General features: G+C 60.3%; 15 protein-coding genes. 5 read left to right on the forward strand and 10 right to left on the reverse strand.

All coding sequences use genetic code 11. The annotated features are described in order from the left end of the window. The first annotated feature begins 119 nt into the window (after nt 1-119). The 4 genes from PSH88_RS27790 (at nt 120) to PSH88_RS27805 (ending at nt 5373) form a co-directional block, all read left to right on the forward strand. Entirely contained in the window at nt 120-1652 is a 1533-nt protein-coding gene (locus PSH88_RS27790) for an HDOD domain-containing protein (protein ID WP_305423926.1), read from the forward strand. A 107-nt stretch (nt 1653-1759) separates the two neighbouring features. Then, nucleotides 1760-2575 (forward strand): rhodanese-like domain-containing protein, encoded by an 816-nt coding sequence (locus tag PSH88_RS27795; RefSeq protein WP_305423927.1) that lies wholly within the window; start codon nt 1760-1762, stop codon nt 2573-2575. Between the two features lie 19 nt (nt 2576-2594). Next, the gene (asd, locus tag PSH88_RS27800) at nt 2595-3455 is read left to right on the forward strand and encodes an archaetidylserine decarboxylase (RefSeq protein WP_176466881.1); all 861 of its coding nucleotides are present in this window, start codon (nt 2595-2597) and stop codon (nt 3453-3455) included. 127 nt (nt 3456-3582) lie between these two features. Next, nucleotides 3583-5373, forward strand: a complete 1791-nt coding sequence (locus tag PSH88_RS27805) for a molecular chaperone (protein ID WP_305423930.1) — start codon at nt 3583-3585, stop codon at nt 5371-5373. A gap of 43 nt (nt 5374-5416) precedes the next feature. Here the strand turns inward: PSH88_RS27805 and serB are convergent, their stop codons facing one another. Next, complete coding sequence (gene serB, locus PSH88_RS27810; RefSeq protein ID WP_007939616.1) at nt 5417-6631, reverse strand: phosphoserine phosphatase SerB; 1215 nt, start codon at nt 6629-6631, stop codon at nt 5417-5419. A 134-nt stretch (nt 6632-6765) separates the two neighbouring features. On the opposite strand from serB, the gene PSH88_RS27815 reads away from it, so the two are divergent. Then, nucleotides 6766-8301 carry an AhpA/YtjB family protein gene (locus tag PSH88_RS27815; RefSeq protein ID WP_305483420.1) on the forward strand — a complete coding sequence of 512 codons (1536 nt, stop codon included), beginning with the start codon at nt 6766-6768 and terminating at the stop codon, nt 8299-8301. 310 nt (nt 8302-8611) lie between these two features. Here PSH88_RS27815 and PSH88_RS27820 read toward each other — a convergent pair whose 3' ends face one another. From PSH88_RS27820 to PSH88_RS27860, 9 genes are all read right to left on the reverse strand, one after another. Beyond that, nucleotides 8612-9325, reverse strand: coding sequence for a PqiC family protein (locus PSH88_RS27820; protein ID WP_305423931.1), 714 nt, complete (start codon nt 9323-9325; stop codon nt 8612-8614). Between the two features lie 176 nt (nt 9326-9501). Then, nucleotides 9502-11769 (reverse strand): DNA topoisomerase IV subunit A, encoded by a 2268-nt coding sequence (gene parC / locus PSH88_RS27825; RefSeq protein WP_038978692.1) that lies wholly within the window; start codon nt 11767-11769, stop codon nt 9502-9504. A 10-nt stretch (nt 11770-11779) separates the two neighbouring features. Beyond that, entirely contained in the window at nt 11780-12301 is a 522-nt protein-coding gene (locus PSH88_RS27830) for a retropepsin-like aspartic protease family protein (RefSeq protein WP_305423933.1), read from the reverse strand. Next, entirely contained in the window at nt 12298-13287 is a 990-nt protein-coding gene (locus PSH88_RS27835; RefSeq protein ID WP_305423935.1) for an esterase-like activity of phytase family protein, read from the reverse strand. Before PSH88_RS27835 ends, PSH88_RS27830 begins: the two co-directional genes overlap by 4 nt. Beyond that, nucleotides 13287-15191: a DNA topoisomerase IV subunit B gene (gene parE, locus PSH88_RS27840; RefSeq protein ID WP_192346001.1), complete on the reverse strand. Its 1905-nt coding sequence runs from the start codon at nt 15189-15191 to the stop codon at nt 13287-13289. Before parE ends, PSH88_RS27835 begins: the two co-directional genes overlap by 1 nt. A gap of 42 nt (nt 15192-15233) precedes the next feature. Next, nucleotides 15234-15842, reverse strand: coding sequence for a YqiA/YcfP family alpha/beta fold hydrolase (locus PSH88_RS27845; RefSeq protein ID WP_305483421.1), 609 nt, complete (start codon nt 15840-15842; stop codon nt 15234-15236). A 202-nt stretch (nt 15843-16044) separates the two neighbouring features. Further along, complete coding sequence (gene cpdA / locus PSH88_RS27850; protein WP_305423937.1) at nt 16045-16860, reverse strand: 3',5'-cyclic-AMP phosphodiesterase; 816 nt, start codon at nt 16858-16860, stop codon at nt 16045-16047. A gap of 98 nt (nt 16861-16958) precedes the next feature. Beyond that, nucleotides 16959-17411: a DUF1249 domain-containing protein gene (locus tag PSH88_RS27855; protein WP_008004854.1), complete on the reverse strand. Its 453-nt coding sequence runs from the start codon at nt 17409-17411 to the stop codon at nt 16959-16961. After that, entirely contained in the window at nt 17402-18019 is a 618-nt protein-coding gene (locus tag PSH88_RS27860) for an NUDIX domain-containing protein (RefSeq protein ID WP_305423941.1), read from the reverse strand. The genes PSH88_RS27855 and PSH88_RS27860 overlap by 10 nt, the downstream gene beginning before the upstream one ends. Nucleotides 18020-18190: the final 171 nt, after the last annotated feature.

An 18190-nucleotide genomic window follows, 5' to 3' on the forward strand; every position in this document is an offset into this window, starting at 1 on the left:
TTAAAAAATCTCTTCTTCTACTTATCGGCAAAACTGCGCCAGACTATAGCCAGTTCAGGCGAAAAGCTAATTTGACCCGCTCAGGGATAGGGTAAAGCAGACGATGATCGCGTCCAGACATGGCTAACGAAACGAACGTCCCAATGCCAAAACCGACCACGCTCGAAGGCTGGGTCAAGCTTCTCGATGGTGTGCGCCTGCCGGTTCCGCAAGCCAGTCACGACCGGGTCTGCAAAGCCATCCGCGATAGCCGCAGCTCACTGCGCGACATTGCCGAATTGATGCAGGACAGCCCGGCCCTGGCCTTGAGCGTAATTCGCGAAGCCAATCGCCACACCCATGGCAGCATGGCCACGCCGGCTGAAAACCTTGAGGTGGCGATCAATCGCCTCGGTTTGAAACGCACCGAAGAATTGCTCGAGCGCTTGCCCGCCGCCCCCCAATCGGAAATCCCCGCCGCCCTGCGCCAGCTTCAGTTGATCAGCCAGCACGCCACTCAACAGGCCAACGGTTTTTTTGCCAGTCGCCTGGCGCGGTTGTGGCAAGACATCCACTGGGGCAGTCTGCTGTTTCTTTCGCCACTGTGGCCCATGGCGTTGACCCATCCGCAGTTGCTTGAAGAATGGGAGCTGCGGGTCATCCATAAAGGTGAGTCGGCGCGCAAAGTCGAAAAGCAATTGTTCGGCGTGTGTCTGCTGGAAATCTGTCTGGCGCTGGTGGATACCTGGCGTTTGCCGATCTGGGTGCAGCAGGGTTATCGGCTGCTGCGGAGCGAACAACGCGAACTGGTGAAAGTCCTGCGCATCGCGCGTGATAGCGATCACCCGCTGCGCCAACAGAACCGTCTCGACGATGACCCGACGCTGCGCCGCTGGCTTAATCAACCCGCCAACACCGTGCTGCTGGCCAATGGTCTGGCGTTGTCGGCACAACAGGCCTGGGACAGTCCTCACTGTGAACGCTGGCAGTTCCTGACCAGCCTTTACCTGCAAATGTCGATGGATGAGGTGCAACAACAATTGCACCAGCAAGCCGCCAATAGCGCCCGCCAACACGCCATGCCGGACCTCTGGCACCCGGCCGAAGCGCTGATCTGGCCGTCGGGCATCAACCGCATTCACGGCGGTTTGCTGCCAGCCCCGGCACCCACCGCCGAAGACCTGGCGAAGTGGCGTAAACAATGCGCCGAGTTGCTGGTGGAGCCGAGCCGTTTTACCAATGCCATGCACTTGACCACATCGGCCCGAGACGCCCTGGTGGCATGCGGCATGCGACGGGTGATGATTTTGATGGCCGATCGCACGCACGCTAATCTGCGTGTGCACCAGACTGCCGGGCTGCCCAAAGAAGTGGCCGGCCTGAACCTGGTGGTCAGCCAAAGCACCGTACTGCAGCGCCTGCTCGCGCAACAGGCCCAGGTGCGCCTGACGCCAGCCAACAACGCACAATTCTCCGCCCTGTTGCCGGCCAGCCTGCGCTCACAGTTCGGTGGCGAACACCTGCTTCTGCGCTCACTCGTCAACAACGGTCGGGTGATCATGATCGTGGTGGCGGATCAGGGCGGCGGGCCGTTCTCGGAAATCACCGTGCAGGCTTTCGGCAAAACCGCGCAGTGCATCGAAAAGGCCCTGCACAGCTTTAGCCAGCGATAGGACGATCACCGGGCCTGTTTTCAGTTATTTCCTGTGCCGAAATAACTGATAACAGGCCCTCATGACGCTGCGCTACAATCCTCCCCTTTGTGCTCTGGAGACCTCACATGTCTGACTTCTCTGGCTTGGCGCTGGTGATCGAACCGAGCGACCTGCTCCCGCGTCTCGACTCCCGCGAACTGATTCTGGTGGACCTGACCAGCAGCGCCCGCTATGCCGCAGGGCATATCCCCGGGGCACGCTTTGTCGATCCAAAACGCACTCAACTGGGTCAGGCGCCTGCGCCAGGCCTGCTGCCGACCCAAGCCGCGCTTGAAACATTGTTCGGCGAACTGGGGCACAACCCCGATGCGGTCTACGTCGTCTATGACGACGAAGGCGGCGGTTGGGCCGGGCGTTTTATCTGGCTGTTGGATGTTATCGGTCACAACAAGTACCACTACCTCGACGGCGGTCTGACGGCCTGGCTGGCAGAAGGCTCGCCGATGTCGATCCAGATCCCGGCCCCGGTCGGTGGCCCGGTTGCGTTGACCCTGCACGATGAACCCACCGCCACCCGCGAGTACCTGCAAAGTCGTCTCGGTGCCGCCGACCTGGCAATCTGGGACGCACGCGGGCCGCTGGAGTACTCCGGCGAGAAAGTGCTGGCGGCCAAGGGCGGGCACATTCCCGGGGCGGTCAATTTCGAATGGACAGCCGGCATGGATCAGGCGCGCAACCTGCGTATCCGCACCGACATGCCGAAAATCCTGGAACAACTCGGCATTACCAAAGACAAAGAAGTCATTACCCACTGCCAGACTCACCATCGTTCTGGCTTCACGTATCTAGTCGCCAAGTCGCTCGGTTATCCGCGAGTCAAAGGCTACGCCGGCTCCTGGGGCGAATGGGGCAACCATCCCGACACGCCCGTAGAGATTTAAGGTTTTTTAAGGACTGTTAATGAATAAGCGTTTGTTTATCCTCAGCCAATACCTGCTGCCCCACCACTTGCTCTCGCGACTGGCGGGCTGCATTGCCGAATGCCGCGTGCGCTGGTTCAAGAACGCCTTGACCGCCTGGTTCGCCAAGCGTTATCAAGTGGACATGTCCCAGGCGCTGGTCGAAGACCTGACGGCTTACGAGCACTTCAATGCGTTCTTCACTCGTGCCTTGAAAGACGGCGCCCGCCCGCTGGACCAAACCCCAGGCGCGATCCTCAGCCCGGCCGACGGTGCCGTCAGCCAGCTCGGCCCGATCGAACACGGTCGCGTTTTCCAGGCCAAGGGCCACAGCTTCAGCGTGCTGGAATTGCTCGGTGGTGACGCGGCCAACGCAGCGCCATTCATGGGTGGTGATTTCGCCACCATTTACCTGTCGCCCAAGGATTACCACCGCGTGCACATGCCGCTGGCCGGCACCCTGCGCGAGATGGTCTACATCCCCGGCCGCATCTTCTCGGTCAACCAGACCACTGCTGAAAACGTACCGGAGTTGTTCGCGCGCAACGAGCGTGTGGCGTGCATTTTCGATACCGAGCGCGGGCCGATGGCCGTGGTGCTGGTGGGCGCGATGATTGTGGCGTCGATCGAAACTGTCTGGGCCGGGCTGATCACGCCGCCAAAACGCGAGCTGAAAACCTTCCGTTACGACGAAGCGGCTCGTGCGCCGATCCATCTGGAGAAAGGCGCGGAATTGGGTCGCTTCAAACTCGGCTCTACGGCGGTCGTGTTGTTTGGGCCGGATCAAGTGAAATGGGCTGAAGGGCTGGGTGCCCTTTCGCCAGTGCAAATGGGCCAGGGCATCGGCTTGCCAAACGCCTGATCCCTGATACGACCCCACGAACATCTTTCGTGGGGTCGGACATTTCGGTGGTGCTCCTGCTCCGCGTTCATAGCTGCTACAGTCAAGTCATTCACTGCCCATTTCCCGGTCGGAGTTTGTCTACGGCATGAATGAGACCAATCCTGCCCTGCTGCTACGCGCACCGATCCCGACGCAGTCGCGTCTGTCTTTCTGCGAAGCCACGCCTCGCGACCTCAAGCGCTGGATCGCCAACCTGCCCAAAGCCAACCTCGGCGAAACCGCTCGCCAGTTGTATCAAGGCTTGAGCGAACTCAACCAACTGCTCACACCCAGCGACAATCGTCTGCAATTGCTCGAACTGCTGCGGCCCGAGGTGTATTACGTCTGCAAGCACCTGGAACGGCATTTCCTGCATCAGGCGATTGTGCTCGACGAACGCTCGCGCAAGATCGCCAACCTTTGCCAGGCGCTACAGAGCCACTTGGCGATCGGCTACAAGCAAATCGTCATCCGCATCACACCGCGCTTCAGCAAAGACCGTGCGCCGTTGCTAACTCAAGCTTTGCAACGGGCAATTCATTGTTTGAACGGCGCATTGATCCGCGCCACTGAACTCTATTGTCCGGTACCCGAAAATCTGTGGCTCGAGTTACATCAGCTGTACCGGATTGGCTGTCAGTTCCAACTGCAACAGTTGAGCGTGCGCGATGAACTGGCCAACCAGACACAAAGCCTGAGCATCGAGCAAACCTACGTCGTCGCCCTCCTGCTGGGTGCTTCACGCTGCAATCAACTGCGCCAGAACCAGATCGCCCGGCTCGCCGAGGTGCTCGAACCCTGGAGCCAGTGGATCAAGCTGCAACCGGCCAAACCGGACAACGGGCTGTTTGCCATCGCCCCGGATCTCGACACCGGGCCGCGTTACCGCTCCAAATTCCTCGCCGAACAACAGGAGAGCTTGCTAGGAATCGACCCACAACCTCTGGTCGCGGCCATCGAAACCCATCTGCAACAGTCGGCCGACAAGGTATCGCCTTTACCCGTTTCGGCGGGATTGAATCTGGATACGCTGCAACACCTGCATGCTGCCTGGGGTCAGGCCGCCGAGCGCAGTTTTCAGCGTACCGTCGGCCACGGCACGTTGACCCTGTGCGTGGGCATGAGTGCATTGCACTTTTATCTCAGCGGGCAACGCTCGTTCAACGACATCCTGAAGAAACCCGGCGCCCGCCCGGCGCGGTTCTCGGCTACCGACCCGACAAATCGCGACAAAGACCAATGGCACCACGCCTTCGACGCCGCCCCCCATGGCACCGCAGATACGCTGCTGCCCTACGAAGAGATCGAATACCCGCATCTTCAGAACGATGACAGCCACGAGGCATCCGACCGCCAGCAGCATTTCCCGACCTATGTGCTGCCGGTGATCAATCACAGCCCAGGCGGCTATTGCCTGGCTTGGCCCGGCACGGTACCCGCCGAGTTACAGGCTGGCGAAATGGTCGGTATCGAGGATGCTGCCGGTCAAGGCTGGAGCATTGCAGTAGTGCGCTGGATCCGCCAAGTGCGGGGCGGCGGCACGCAGATGGGTATCGCCCAAGTCGCGCCATGCGCCGAACCCTGCGGCCTGCAACTGACGCGCTCCCACGACGAGCACAGCCAGTACTTGCGCGGACTGTTACTGCCCGCCATCAGCGCCATCGACCTGCCGGCCACCCTGCTCACGCCGCGCCTGCCGTTCCAGGAAGGCAATAAGGTGTTGATCAATACCAACGGCGAGGAACACCGGGCCGAGCTGGAGCGTCGGGTGGCGAGCACCAACAGCTTCAATCAGTTTGCCTACCGTACGCTTGAGACAACCAGAAACGAAAACGCCGCGGGGAGCGGCGTTTTCGGGGTAGCGGAAGAGTTTGATTCGTTGTGGAAGTCGCTTTGAGCGTACGTCTGTAAAACCGCGGCCCGCCCAGACAACCTGAAACTCAGAGCTGCCCGTCGCGATCCCGGAAGCCCAGCAGATACAGCACGCCATCCAGCCCAAGGGTGGAAATCGCCTGCTTAGCCGATTGCTTGACCAGCGGCTTGGCGCGAAACGCTACGCCCAGCCCGGCAATCGCCAGCATCGGCAGGTCGTTGGCACCGTCACCGACGGCTATCGTCTGCTCCAGACGCAAGCCTTCCTTGTGCGCCAGCTCACGCAGCAGATCTGCCTTGCGTTGCGCATCGACAATCGGCTCGACCGCCACACCCGTCACCTTGCCGTCGACCACTTCCAGTTCATTGGCGAACACGTAGTCGATACCCAGCTTGGCCTGCAGCTGCTTGGCGAAGTAGGTGAAGCCGCCCGACAGAATCGCCGTCTTGTAGCCCAGGCGCTTGAGTTCGGCGAACAGGGTTTCGGCGCCTTCGGTCAGGCGCAGGGAAGCACCGATGGAGTCCAGCACGCTGACGTCCAGCCCTTGCAGCAAGGCCAGGCGCTCCTTGAAGCTGGCGCGGAAGTCCAGCTCGCCGGCCATCGCTCGCTCGGTAATCGCAGACACCTGGTCGCCCACACCGGCGGCCTTGGCCAGTTCGTCGATGACTTCAGCTTCGATCAGTGTCGAGTCCATGTCGAACACCGCCAGACGGCGGTTACGGCGGAACAGCGAATCTTCCTGGAAGGCGATGTCGACGTTCAATTCTTGAGCGACGCTGAGGAATTCGGCCCGCAGCGCTTGCGGATCCGCCGCCTCGCCACGCACGGAAAACTCGATGCAGCCCTTGCCCTTGTCAGCCGGGGTGTCGAGCGGCATGCGCCCGGACAGGCGATCGATATGGTCGATGTTCAGACCATACTTGGCGGTGATCGAACTCACGCGCTGCAATTGCTCGGCGGTCACTTTGCGGGTCAGCAGGGTGACGATGTGGCGCTTTTTACCCTGATTACCGACCCATTGCTGGTAATCCTCCTCGGATACCGGCGTGAAACGTACTTGCTGCTCAAGCTCATAGCCTTTGAACAGGATGTCCTTGAGCACCGAGTTACCTTGTTCGGTATCGGGAATTTCAACCAGGATGCCGAACGACAGGGTGTCGTGGATCACCGCCTGACCGATGTCGAGAATGTTCACACCACCCTGGGCCAGAACGCCGGTAATGGCCGCAGTCAGACCCGGACGGTCGACTCCCGTGATGTTTATCAGGACGATTTCGCGCAAGGCGCACCCCCGCAGGTGGAAAAAAACCGCATTCTACCCATATTCAGTGACCATCGGGCACCGTGAGCGCTTTGACGGTCTAGGGCCTGTCGCTATACTGCGCGTCAACTTCACGGACAAAGAGCCGAGCTCAAGTGAACCGGCCCACGCCAGTAAAAACCGATAACTTCTTTCTGCTGATCTTCCGGGCACTGCGTCATCGCCGTGTACCGATTGCATTGCGCATTGCCAGCCATAACGTGATCCTGGTCGCTCTGGCCCTGGTGATCTATGCCTGCGTGATGGGTTTGCAGTTCAAGCAGGCCATGCACGAGCAAGCGGATGCCTTGGGCGAAAGCCTGACCACCCAGACCGCGACCTCGGCCACGGAACTGTTGGTGTCCAACGACATCCTCAGCCTGAACGTGCTGCTCAACAACCTGACCAAGAACAAACTGGTGGCCCACGCTGCCATCTACAGCGTGGATAACCGCATCCTCGCCGAAGCCGGTCAGCGCCCCAAGCATAGCCTGCTGGGCGAAGCAGAAGGCATGTACCAGAGCAAGATCACCTTTCAGGATGTGACTGCCGGGCAACTGCGCATCAGCCTGGACATGGATCAGTTCCAACAGCCGATGACCATCAGCCTGCAAAGCATGGGCATTCTGAGTGCGATTCTGCTGGCGCTGTCCCTGGCCTTGAGCCTGCGCCTGGGGCGCAATCTCTCCACGCCGCTGATGCAACTGCGGGTGTGGCTGCGCAATATCGACGAATACACCCCGGCCACCGAGCGCCAGGATGAGGTCGGCGACCTCGCTCGCCAGCTGCACGCCAATTTCGCGCCGGAGCCGGCCGAGCCGGAACCTGCGCCGGAACCTGAATACGACGACAGCGATTACGAAGACGCCGACGATAACGAGCCGACCTTCGAAGTGCGTAACCTGCGCGATCCGAGTTTCGACGAAACCAAGCCTCTTGCCGGCCTCAAGCCTGCGCCGCGGCGCATTGTCAGCACTGTCGAAGACGATGAGGACGACGAAGATCCGTTTGCCGACCTGCGTGACGACTTGACAGACAGCGCGCCGAAACCAGTCGTAAAGCCGCAGGTATCGAATCTGCCGCAGCACAGCGCTGTACTGGCCGTGCAACTGGGCGCGCAAGATCAATTGCGCCGCCTGCCCCGCGCACGCCTGGAAGAGCTGCTCAAACGCTATCGCGATTGCCTTGATCAGGCCGCGTCGCTTTACCAGAGCGAACTGCACACCCTGAACGATGGCAGCACGCTGATGCTGTTCCACAACGAAGACAGTGGCGACGACTACCTGACCAACGCCATCTGCTGCGGTGAGTTGCTGCGTGCCCTGGGCCATCAGTTGCAGATCGAAGTCGCCGACAGCGGCATCACCCTGCAATTGCAGCTAGGCCTGACGCTGGGTGACGAACTGTTCGGCCTGAGCCAGATTGATCTGCTGCTGACTGAATCCGCGCAGGACGCCCTGGCCCTGTCCCAACACAGCCGCAACCTGCTGCTGGTGGAGCGCAAGATCAGCGACGACGCGCTGATTCGCCAGCGCGCGCGAATCCGGCCGATCGCAAGCCCGGAGGGTGCGTGCTGCGTAGAGCGCTTGATGGAGCCTTATCCGTCGATGCTGGAACGGCAACTGGCGCGGATGCATGAGCGCCGGGCATAAGCCTTAGCCCTGCTGTAAAGAAGCCCGCAGATGAGTGATCGTCTGCGGGCTTTTTGTTGCCTGTTCTGGCCTCATCGCGGGCAAGCCTCGCTCCCACAGGGTGCTCGGTAGCACACAAGTTTTGTATTCGCAGCGGTAAATGTGGGAGCGGGCTTGCCCGCGAAGAGGCCGGCACAGGCAACATATGAGGTGAGGCTGGAACGCGGAGCGTCCCTGGAGGCATTCCCACGCAGAGCGTGGGAACGATCAGTACGCGCCACAAACAACAAAGCCCGCACAAGGCGGGCTTTGTTCTGGACTCAATCCAGGCTTAGAACCTGAACACTTCCATATCCGTACGAATCGGCGAAGCCATCGGGATCTTCGGTTGTTTCTCTGGCTCTGCTGCCGGTGCCACAGGCTTGGCAGCTGGCTTGCGAGGTGCTTCGGCGATCGGCGGCTGGTTGGCCAGTGGCTTGAGCGCTGTCGCCAGTTGCTCGGCCAGACGCTGCAGCAACACACCCTGAGCCTGAACCTGAGCCGCAGTCCCGCCAGTGTGCTGCTCCTGCAGATGAATGATGCGGTTATCGCGCACCTGACCACGACGATCGATCAGGCGCCATTGCGCATCAAGGATCGCCGGTTGCGACGCACCCGAGTCCAGTCGCGTGATCGTCAGCAGAACCTGAACATCCGGCGTGAAGCCTAATGTCGCCGGCGCCAGGACAACGCGCTGGCTGTCCAGATGACCGGCAACCTGACGCAGCAACAGTTGATCGATGTCGGACGACAGGCTACCTGCCCAACGACCATCAACCGAAGCCTGCAAGCTGCCATCGGGCTGACGCTGCAACAAGGTTTCGCGTTGCAGGTAGTCGGCAACCGTTACCGGGCCCAGCAATACAGCCATACCCGCGCTTTGCGCAGGCTGAGCCGGACTTCCGCTGTCCAGCTGATACAGCGACACCGGTTGGTGAACGCTGCAACCCGCCAGGCCAAGTACGCCGGCGAGCATCAAAATAAAAGGAAGGCGCAGAGCAGTCATCGTCCCATCCAGGTGGTTGCCACAAGGCTCACCACAGTGAAAATACTCAAAAAATATGAAGAACGCTCGGCCACGCCGGCGCTTGAAAGGCCATATCATCCGTGAATATGCGTTCCGACTCCAGCGGCAAAGCGTCGATCTACGCGTTAAATCGTAGATCGAGCGCTCTAGGACGCTTAGTTGAGGTTTTCGACGAACAGCGCATCCACCCTCTGAAAGCCCCGTGGCAGTTTGTTACCGCGACGCCCACGCTCACCTTTGTAGTGTTCGAGGTCGTCCGCCTTCAGCGACAAGGTACGTTTTCCGGCCTGTAGCACCAAAGTGGCACCTTCCGGCAAAACGGCGATGTCCGTGACATATTCTTCGCGACTGGCAACACGTTCACCGGAAATCCCGATGATCTTATTCCCTTTACCTTTACCTAATTGTGGCAGATCGCTGATTTTGAAGATCAGCAGGCGACCTTCGGTGGTCACCGAGGCCAGCCAGTTGTGCTCACGATCGGCCACCGGACGCGGCAGAATCACTTTGGCGTTGTTCGGCAAACTCAACAGGGCCTTGCCCGCCTTGTTCTTGGCTTGCAGGTCTTCACCCTTGACCACGAAACCGTAACCGGCGTCGGAGGCGATCACGTACAGCGAATCGTCTTCAGGCATCAGCACGCATTCGAAACTCGCCCCTGGCGGCGGCGTCAGGCGGCCGGTCAGCGGTTCGCCCTGGCCTCGGGCCGATGGCAGCGTGTGCGCGGCCACCGAATAACTGCGACCGGTGGAGTCGATAAACACCGCAAACTGGTTGGAGCGACCGGCCGCCAAGGCCTTGAAACCATCCCCGGCCTTGTAGGAAAGCCCGGTGGCGTCGATCTCATGGCCTTTGGCGGAGCGAACCCAGCCTTTTTCCGACAGAACCACGGTCACTTTCTCGTTCGGCAACAGATCGTGTTCGGTCAGGGCCTTGGCCTCGGCGCGTTCGACGATTGGCGAGCGACGGTCGTCGCCGTAGGTTTCGGCGTCCTTGATCAACTCGGTGCGTACCAGCTTTTTCAGCTTGGCTTCGCTGCCCAGCAGGGCTTGCAGCTTGGCTTGTTCCTTGAGCAGTTCATCCTGCTCGGCACGCAGCTTCATTTCTTCCAGTCGCGCCAACTGACGCAAACGGGTGTCGAGGATGTAATCGGCCTGGATTTCGCTCAGGGCGAAACGTTCGATCAGTGCGGCTTTCGGGTGCTCCTCGGTGCGGATGATGTGAATCACTTCATCCAGATTGAGGTAAGCGATCAACAAACCGTCCAACAGGTGCAGGCGACGCTCGACCTTGTCCAGGCGAAATTGCAGACGACGACGCACCGTCTGGACCCGGAACTCCAGCCACTCGACCAGCAATGCCCGCAGGTTTTTCAGCTGCGGCTTGCCGTCCAGACCGATGATGTTGATGTTGACCCGGTAGCTCGACTCCAGCTCGGTGCTGGCGAACAGGTGTTGCATCAGTGCATCGTGGTCAAAGTTTTTGCGTGCCCCCGGAATGATCACGATCCGGCACGGGTTTTCGTGGTCGGATTCGTCACGCAGGTCAGCGATTTGCGGGGCTTTCGACGGTTTGGCCTGCATCATCGCGGCGATCTGTTCCAGCACTTTGGCCCCGGAGACCTGATGCGGCAGCGCGGTGACGATGATGTCGCCGTCTTCGATGTGATACACGGCGCGCATGCGCACCGAGCCCTTGCCGGTTTCGTAGATTTTCAGCAGATCGGCGCGCGGCGTGATGATTTCCGCTTCGGTCGGGTAATCCGGGCCCTGGATGTGTTCGCAGAGCTGTTCTACCGTGGCTTTCGGCTCGTCGAGCAAACGCACGCACGCTGTTGCGACTTCGCGCAGGTTATGCGGTGGTACGTCGGTAGCCATGCCCACGGCAATACCGGTGGTGCCATTGAGCAGGATATTCGGCAAACGGGCCGGCAACACCAAAGGCTCTTCCAGCGTGCCGTCGAAGTTCGGGCCCCAGTCCGCGGTGCCTTGGCCCAGTTCGCTGAGCAGCACTTCGGAATAACGCGACAGCCGCGCTTCGGTGTAACGCATGGCGGCGAAGGACTTCGGATCATCCGGCGCACCCCAGTTACCCTGGCCGTCGACCAGCGTGTAGCGGTAGCTGAACGGCTGGGCCATCAGGACCATGGCCTCATAGCAAGCCGAGTCGCCGTGCGGGTGGAACTTACCGAGCACGTCACCGACCGTACGCGCCGATTTCTTGTGCTTGGAATCGGCGTCCAGCCCCAACTCGCTCATCGCGTAGATGATGCGTCGCTGTACCGGTTTCAGGCCGTCGCCGATATGCGGCAAGGCACGGTCCATGATCACGTACATGGAGTAGTTGAGGTAGGCATTTTCGGTGAAGTCAGCCAGTGACCGGCGTTCTACACCGTCCAGGCTGAGATCAAGGGAGTCGCTCATGCGGGCCTCATCAGTTCGTTGTCTGGCGCAGCAGCATGGTGCCACCGCGCTGGGTAAATTCAAGTTTGTTCAGTGCGCTCATACCGAGCAGCACCTGATTGCCGTGCAAACCGGGCGCCACCAGCGCGCGAACGTCACGCAGCACGATGTCGCCCAATTGCAGCCGGTCGAGGCGGGTTCGATAGCCCTCGCTCAAGCCATTGGCCGTGCTCAGGGTCACCCCAAAGCCTTTTTCCAGTTTCAGCCGCTCGGCCACTTCGGCCGGGATCGCCACATCGGTTGCGCCGGTATCGAGCATGAACTCCACCGGCTGGCCGTTGATCTGGCCAGTGGCGATAAAATGCCCCTGGCTGTTGCTGATCAGCTTCACTTCGATAAAACCTTCGCCCTGCTCGGAGCTGACGACGGTGTTGGGATTTTGCTGACGCGCCTCCCACTGACCGAAAAACCGCGTTGCCAGAAACAGCGCGGCGCACCAGGCCAACACCATCAACACCCGACCGGCGCGTTTGCCCGGCGGCTGTTGACTCATGGCTTGGCACTCCAGCCACCTTCAGGCGCGGCAAAGCGCCAGACAATCGGGCGTTTCTCGCCATCGACGCGCGCACCATTATTGTTGTCGATACCGATCCAGGCACCGTCGGCGTCCACGATCAACGCTTCCGCCAGCCCAAAGGGCTGTGAATAACGACGGTTTTCCTGCAAGGCCTCGGCGGCAAACGACCAGCAGCGCTCGACCTTGGCCGTCACCGCATCGCGACGGCAAACCTGAAAGGCATTGCGCTCAAGGGTAAACAATTTGCCGTCAAACAATGACAGATCGGCAAAATCCCGGGAGCGCGCTCTGGCCTTGGGAAATTGCGCTGGTTGCATCTCCACCCCTGCCTCACTTAGCAGCACACAACCACCCTTGCAGTCCCAGACCGTTTGCTGGCGCTTGATCAGCAGCAAACCGCGGCGCTCACGTTCGGCGGCCAGCCACAGCGTGTCACCGGCTGGATTGATCGCCAAGCCTTCGAACAACGAATTGAAGTGCAGCAACATACCGCTGGCCCGTGCTTCGCGTACCAGCATCGGCGAGATTTTCAGCCAGGACGCCGGCCCGATGGGCGGAACCTGCAGCACCGCGGCGTGCGCCTCGCTGACAATGTAACGATTGCCGGCGCTGTCACAGGTGATACCTTCGAAATCCAGGTTCCCACCCCGCACGAACGTCGCCGCCCAGGTCCGCGAACGCAACCCCCAGGGCAAACCGCTGTCGGGCACCAGGGGTACGTCGATGCGCACGGTTTCGGCTTGCCAGGTCGTGTTGCGGGTGTCGAGGCGATAGATTTGATCATCGTCACGATCCGAGACGGTCCACAGATCCTTGCCGCACTGGGCCAGCCCCGACAGATTGCCGCCGCGCATGCCTTCGACGGCATGCTCGGATAACAGGCGCAGCTCGGGGGCAGGCTCCGCCGAAACCGTTACCGAGGTCAGCAGCAACGCACACGCCAGGGCCCAGCCAAATCGCATCAGCCCAGAACCTCGGCCAGGTTGCCCTTGGACTCCAGCCAGGACTTGCGATCGCCGGCGCGTTTTTTCGCCAGCAGCATGTCCATCATTTCCGAGGTCGCGTCGAAATCTTCCAGCGTCAACTGCACCAGACGCCGAGTGTTCGGGTCCATGGTGGTTTCGCGCAGCTGCGGCGGGTTCATTTCACCCAGACCTTTGAATCGCGTGACCTGTGGTTTGCCGCGCTTCTTCTCGGCCACCAGGCGATCGAGAATGCCATCGCGCTCGGCCTCGTCGAGGGCATAGTAAATTTCTTTGCCCAAGTCGATACGGTACAGCGGCGGCATGGCGACGTAGACGTGACCGGCATCCACCAGCGGACGGAAATGCTGGACGAACAAAGCGCAGAGCAACGTGGCGATGTGCAGACCGTCGGAGTCGGCGTCGGCGAGGATGCAGATTTTGCCGTAACGCAGCTGGGCGATGTCCGCCGAACCCGGATCGACACCGATGGCTACAGCGATGTTGTGCACTTCCTGGCTGGCAAGCACTTCGCTGCCGTCGACTTCCCAAGTGTTCAGAATCTTGCCGCGCAACGGCAGGATCGCTTGAAACTCCTTGTCCCGCGCCTGCTTGGCCGAACCGCCAGCGGAATCACCTTCCACCAGGAACAGCTCGGAACGCATCGGGTCCTGCCCGGCGCAGTCGGCGAGCTTACCCGGCAATGCCGGCCCTTGGGTAATGCGTTTGCGCTCGACCTTCTTGCTGGCCTTCAGACGACGGCCGGCGTTGTTGATCGCCAGTTCGGCCAGCAACATGCCGGTTTCCGGGTTGGCGTTGAGCCACAGGCTGAAAGCATCCTTGACCACGCCGGAAACGAAGGCGGCCGCTTCACGGGAGGACAGGCGCTCCTTGGTCTGGCCGGAGAATTGCGGTTCCTGCATCTTCATCGACAGGACGAAAGCGATACGCTCCCAGACGTCTTCCGGCGCCAGCTTCACACCACGCGGCAACAGGCTGCGGAACTCGCAGAACTCGCGCATGGCGTCGAGCAAGCCCTGACGCAGACCGTTGACGTGAGTACCGCCCTGGGCTGTCGGGATCAGGTTGACGTAGCTTTCCTGAACGCTGTCGCCGCCCTCGGGCAACCACAGCAGCGCCCAATCGACCGCTTCTTTATTACCGGCCAGGCTGCCGCAGAATGGCTCGTCCGGCAGGCGTTCGAATTCGCTGACTGCGTCCACCAGGTAGGAGCGCAGGCCGTCTTCGTAATGCCATTCGACTTTCTCGCCGGTGGCCTTGTCTTCAAAACTGACCAGCAGCCCCGGGCACAGAACGGCCTTGGCCTTGAGCACGTGCTTGAGGCGGCTGATGGAGAATTTCGGTGAATCGAAGTACTTCGGGTCCGGCGCGAAGAACACGCTGGTGCCGGTGTTGCGCTTGCCGACGGTGCCGACCACTTCCAGTTCGGTTTTTTTGTAACCGTCGGCGAAAGTCATCTGGTATTCGTTGCCGTCGCGTTTTACACGCACCCGGACTTCGGTCGACAAGGCGTTGACCACGGAGATACCCACCCCGTGCAAACCGCCGGAGAACTGGTAGTTCTTATTGGAAAACTTGCCACCCGCATGGAGCTTGGTGAGGATCAGCTCGACACCCGACACACCCTCTTCCGGGTGAATGTCCACCGGCATGCCACGGCCGTCATCGCTGACTTCCAGGGAGTGATCGGCATGCAGGATGACCTGCACCGACGTCGCGTGCCCAGCCAAGGCTTCGTCGACGCTATTGTCGATGACTTCCTGGGCAAGGTGGTTCGGCCGACTGGTGTCGGTATACATGCCGGGGCGTTTGCGCACCGGGTCGAGGCCCGAGAGGACTTCGATGGCGTCTGCGTTATAAGAGCTAGCGCTGGGAGTGGCCATGGGGTCTCGTCGTCAGTGTTCAGTGAAAATAGGGGGCAATGATCACAGTGCTGTGAAATCAATCGCCTGATACAAATCTGCGCCGATGCCGGCAAAACTCAGCATTGCCGGCAATTGCTCGGCAAAACCCTGGAAACTATGGTCGCCGCCCGCCTGAATGCGCAAGGCACAGGCCCGGTAATACTGCTGGGCGAGGCGATAATCCAGCGTTTCATCGCCGGTCTGCAACCACACTTGAAACCGCTGCGGATCCTTGGGTGCCGGCACTTCCAGCTCGGCCAGGGCCGTCACATGGTCGTGGGTCAATTCCCAAGTCTCATCGGTATACAGATTTTTCTGCGTCCCCAGGAACCCGTCGAACATCCGGTGCGGGCTGACCGCAGGATTGATCAACAGGGCTTTCAAGCCATGGTGCTCGGCCAAGTGAGTCGCATAGTAGCCGCCGAGTGAGCTGCCGACCAGCAGTGGCCGCCCCAGCTCGGCAATCGCCTGCTCCAGCTGAGCGATGGCCTCGCGAGGATGGTGATGCAAGGCCGGCACACGCAGCTGATCGCTCAAGCCCAGCCGTTCCATCACATTAATCAACTGACAGGCCTTTTTCGACGCAGGCGCGCTGTTGAAACCGTGGATATAAAGGATCGAACCGGACATTTGAGCTCCCTGGGCGTCGGGTAAAGAGGCGCAGTTTACAGGGTGTCGGAGGAATCGGGGATATGCGTGGAAATCATGTCGCCTGAGCGAACGCCATCGCGGGCAAGCCCTCTCCCACAAGGATTTGAGGCGCTCACAAAACCCTGTGGGAGCGGGCTTGCCCGCGATGGCCGCGCGTCGGTCTTTGGAAATGATAAATAAATCAGTAGCCGTTAGAGCCGTAATCAATCTGGAAATCGAAACCGGTGATGCGCTCAACGCCTGTTTCGAGCTGGCCATCCGGCAACAACCGCAACCATCGATACCCCGGCGCCTGCTCGCTCACCTTGAAATCATCACTGCCCGGCTCGAACTGAATGCAAGTCGAGGGCGATGCGATCAAGCGCACACCGTTGCGCAGTCGATCAATCTCCTGATGCACATGCCCCCACAGCACCGCACGCACCTGTGGAAAGCGATCCAGCACCGCGAACAACGCTTCTGGGTTGCGCAAGCCAATGGGCTCCATCCATGCACACCCGATCGACACCGGATGATGATGGAAACACACCAGATGATGCCGCTGCGGCGCCTCGCTCAACGAGCGCACGAGCAACTGCAACTGCTCATCCTGCAAATACCCCGGCACCGAACCCGGCACCGCCGAATCGAGCAACGTCACCCGCCAGTTGCCGATGTCCACCACCGGCTCCAGCAATGCACTGTGCACCGCCGCCTCGGCCATGAGCCGCGGCTCATCATGATTACCGGGAATCCAGCGTGCCGGCGCATCAATCTGTCGGGTCAGGTCACGAAACAGCTGATACGACTCCAGCGTTCCGTCCTGGGAAAGATCACCACTGGCAATGATCAGGTCGATCTGCGGCTGCTGAAGCTTTACCAGCTCAATGACTTTTTGCAGGCTGTCGCGGGTATTCATGCCCAGCAATGTCCCGTCCGTCTCGGCAAACAGATGGCTATCGGAGAGTTGCACCAGCAACGCCGGATCGGCGGTGGTCAATGTGGATACGCTCGGCAAGGCGTTCTCCCAGGGCGTGATCACGGGATGGATAAGTGCCGCAATTATGCTGGGGGACGATCAAAAGAGGAAACCTGTGAACCGGACGCAGTTCACAACTACCGAACGACTGCGTACTCGTGCCCACAGGCCAGGCAGTGACTCAGCCATTCCCCCAGGAACAGATTGAGCTGAGCCTTTTCATCCGGCTGATGCATCGCGGCGTTCGGGTAAGGATAGATGCCGCGAAAGCGTCGTGCATGTTCGGCGCTGACGACTTCGGCCATGCACGCGTCGTGATAGACCTGAACTTCCAGTTGCGGCACCGGCAGCCACGGCAGGCTGTGCTCCTGGCGCACTTGCAGGGTTGTGGTGTACGGACAGACTTGCAGCACTTCGAGGGCCAGTACGCCAAGCATCTGGTCGCCGTGGGTCACGGCAATGCGCCGCGCCTGCGGCTCGTTGCGCATGTCCGGTAGCAGTCGCATCAGGCGCGCGTAGTTGGCCTCGCAGGAGGCTTGCAGCCCCACGAGGTCGATCCGGTAGCGATCGCGCAGCTTGTTTACGACCATAACCCCCTCACTTCAACGCGGTTCAAAGCCAGCCATTGCAAGGCAATGATGCTTGGCGCGTTGGCAATACGTCCGTCGCGCACGGCTTGCAGGGCATCTTCGAAGGCCCAGACCGTGACGCGAATATCTTCAGCCTCTTCCTCCAGCCCATGCAGGCCGCCCACCCCGGCACTGTCGCAACGCCCCAGGTACAAATGCACGAACTCGTTACTGCCACCCGGCGATGGAAAATATTTGGTGATCGGCCAGAGTGCCCCGAATACAAGCCCAGCTTCCTCCTGCGCTTCGCGGTGAGCAACTTCTTCCGGTACTTCATCCTTGTCGATCAGACCGGCGACCAGTTCGATCAGCCACGGGTTGTCGGTCTTGCCCATGGCGCCGACGCGAAACTGCTCGATCAGCACCACTTCGTCGCGCTGCGGATCGTAAGGCAGCACGCACACCGCATCATGGCGCACAAACAGTTCACGATTGATCTCGCGACTCATGCCACCGGCGAACAATTCGTGGCGCAAGTGCACGCGGTCGAGCTTGTAGAAGCCCTCGTAGCACTTTTCGCGCCGAACGATATCAACGGCGGTCGGAATGGCGTTGGCAAAATCAGTCATGACAATCCTCGTTCTACAAATCCTGTCCGAGGCTCCAACCTCGACTTCGCGCCATCCTAACGCGCCCGCGATGTTTGATGCAGCCCCTTTCCAGTCAGCGGGATAGACGGTGAGGGCGAAACCAACTCTAATTAGCTTAGTGGCGAACTGACTGCTTCGTTGAGAGTCGAA

Source organism: Pseudomonas wuhanensis (assembly GCF_030687395.1).
GTDB classification, from domain to species: domain Bacteria; phylum Pseudomonadota; class Gammaproteobacteria; order Pseudomonadales; family Pseudomonadaceae; genus Aquipseudomonas; species Aquipseudomonas wuhanensis.

Bases quoted from the DNA above. Each gene is read 5' to 3' on its own strand.
- PSH88_RS27790 (WP_305423926.1), top strand. From the start codon at position 120: ATGGCTAACGAAACGAACGTCCCAATGCCAAAACCGACCACGCTCGAA.
- PSH88_RS27795 (WP_305423927.1), top strand. From the start codon at position 1,760: ATGTCTGACTTCTCTGGCTTGGCGCTGGTGATCGAACCGAGCGACCTG.
- asd (WP_176466881.1), top strand. From the start codon at position 2,595: ATGAATAAGCGTTTGTTTATCCTCAGCCAATACCTGCTGCCCCACCAC.
- PSH88_RS27805 (WP_305423930.1), top strand. From the start codon at position 3,583: ATGAATGAGACCAATCCTGCCCTGCTGCTACGCGCACCGATCCCGACG.
- PSH88_RS27820 (WP_305423931.1), bottom strand. From the start codon at position 9,325: ATGACTGCTCTGCGCCTTCCTTTTATTTTGATGCTCGCCGGCGTACTT.
- parC (WP_038978692.1), bottom strand. From the start codon at position 11,769: ATGAGCGACTCCCTTGATCTCAGCCTGGACGGTGTAGAACGCCGGTCA.
- PSH88_RS27830 (WP_305423933.1), bottom strand. From the start codon at position 12,301: ATGAGTCAACAGCCGCCGGGCAAACGCGCCGGTCGGGTGTTGATGGTG.
- PSH88_RS27835 (WP_305423935.1), bottom strand. From the start codon at position 13,287: ATGCGATTTGGCTGGGCCCTGGCGTGTGCGTTGCTGCTGACCTCGGTA.
- parE (WP_192346001.1), bottom strand. From the start codon at position 15,191: ATGGCCACTCCCAGCGCTAGCTCTTATAACGCAGACGCCATCGAAGTC.
- PSH88_RS27845 (WP_305483421.1), bottom strand. From the start codon at position 15,842: ATGTCCGGTTCGATCCTTTATATCCACGGTTTCAACAGCGCGCCTGCG.
- PSH88_RS27855 (WP_008004854.1), bottom strand. From the start codon at position 17,411: ATGGTCGTAAACAAGCTGCGCGATCGCTACCGGATCGACCTCGTGGGG.
- PSH88_RS27860 (WP_305423941.1), bottom strand. From the start codon at position 18,019: ATGACTGATTTTGCCAACGCCATTCCGACCGCCGTTGATATCGTTCGG.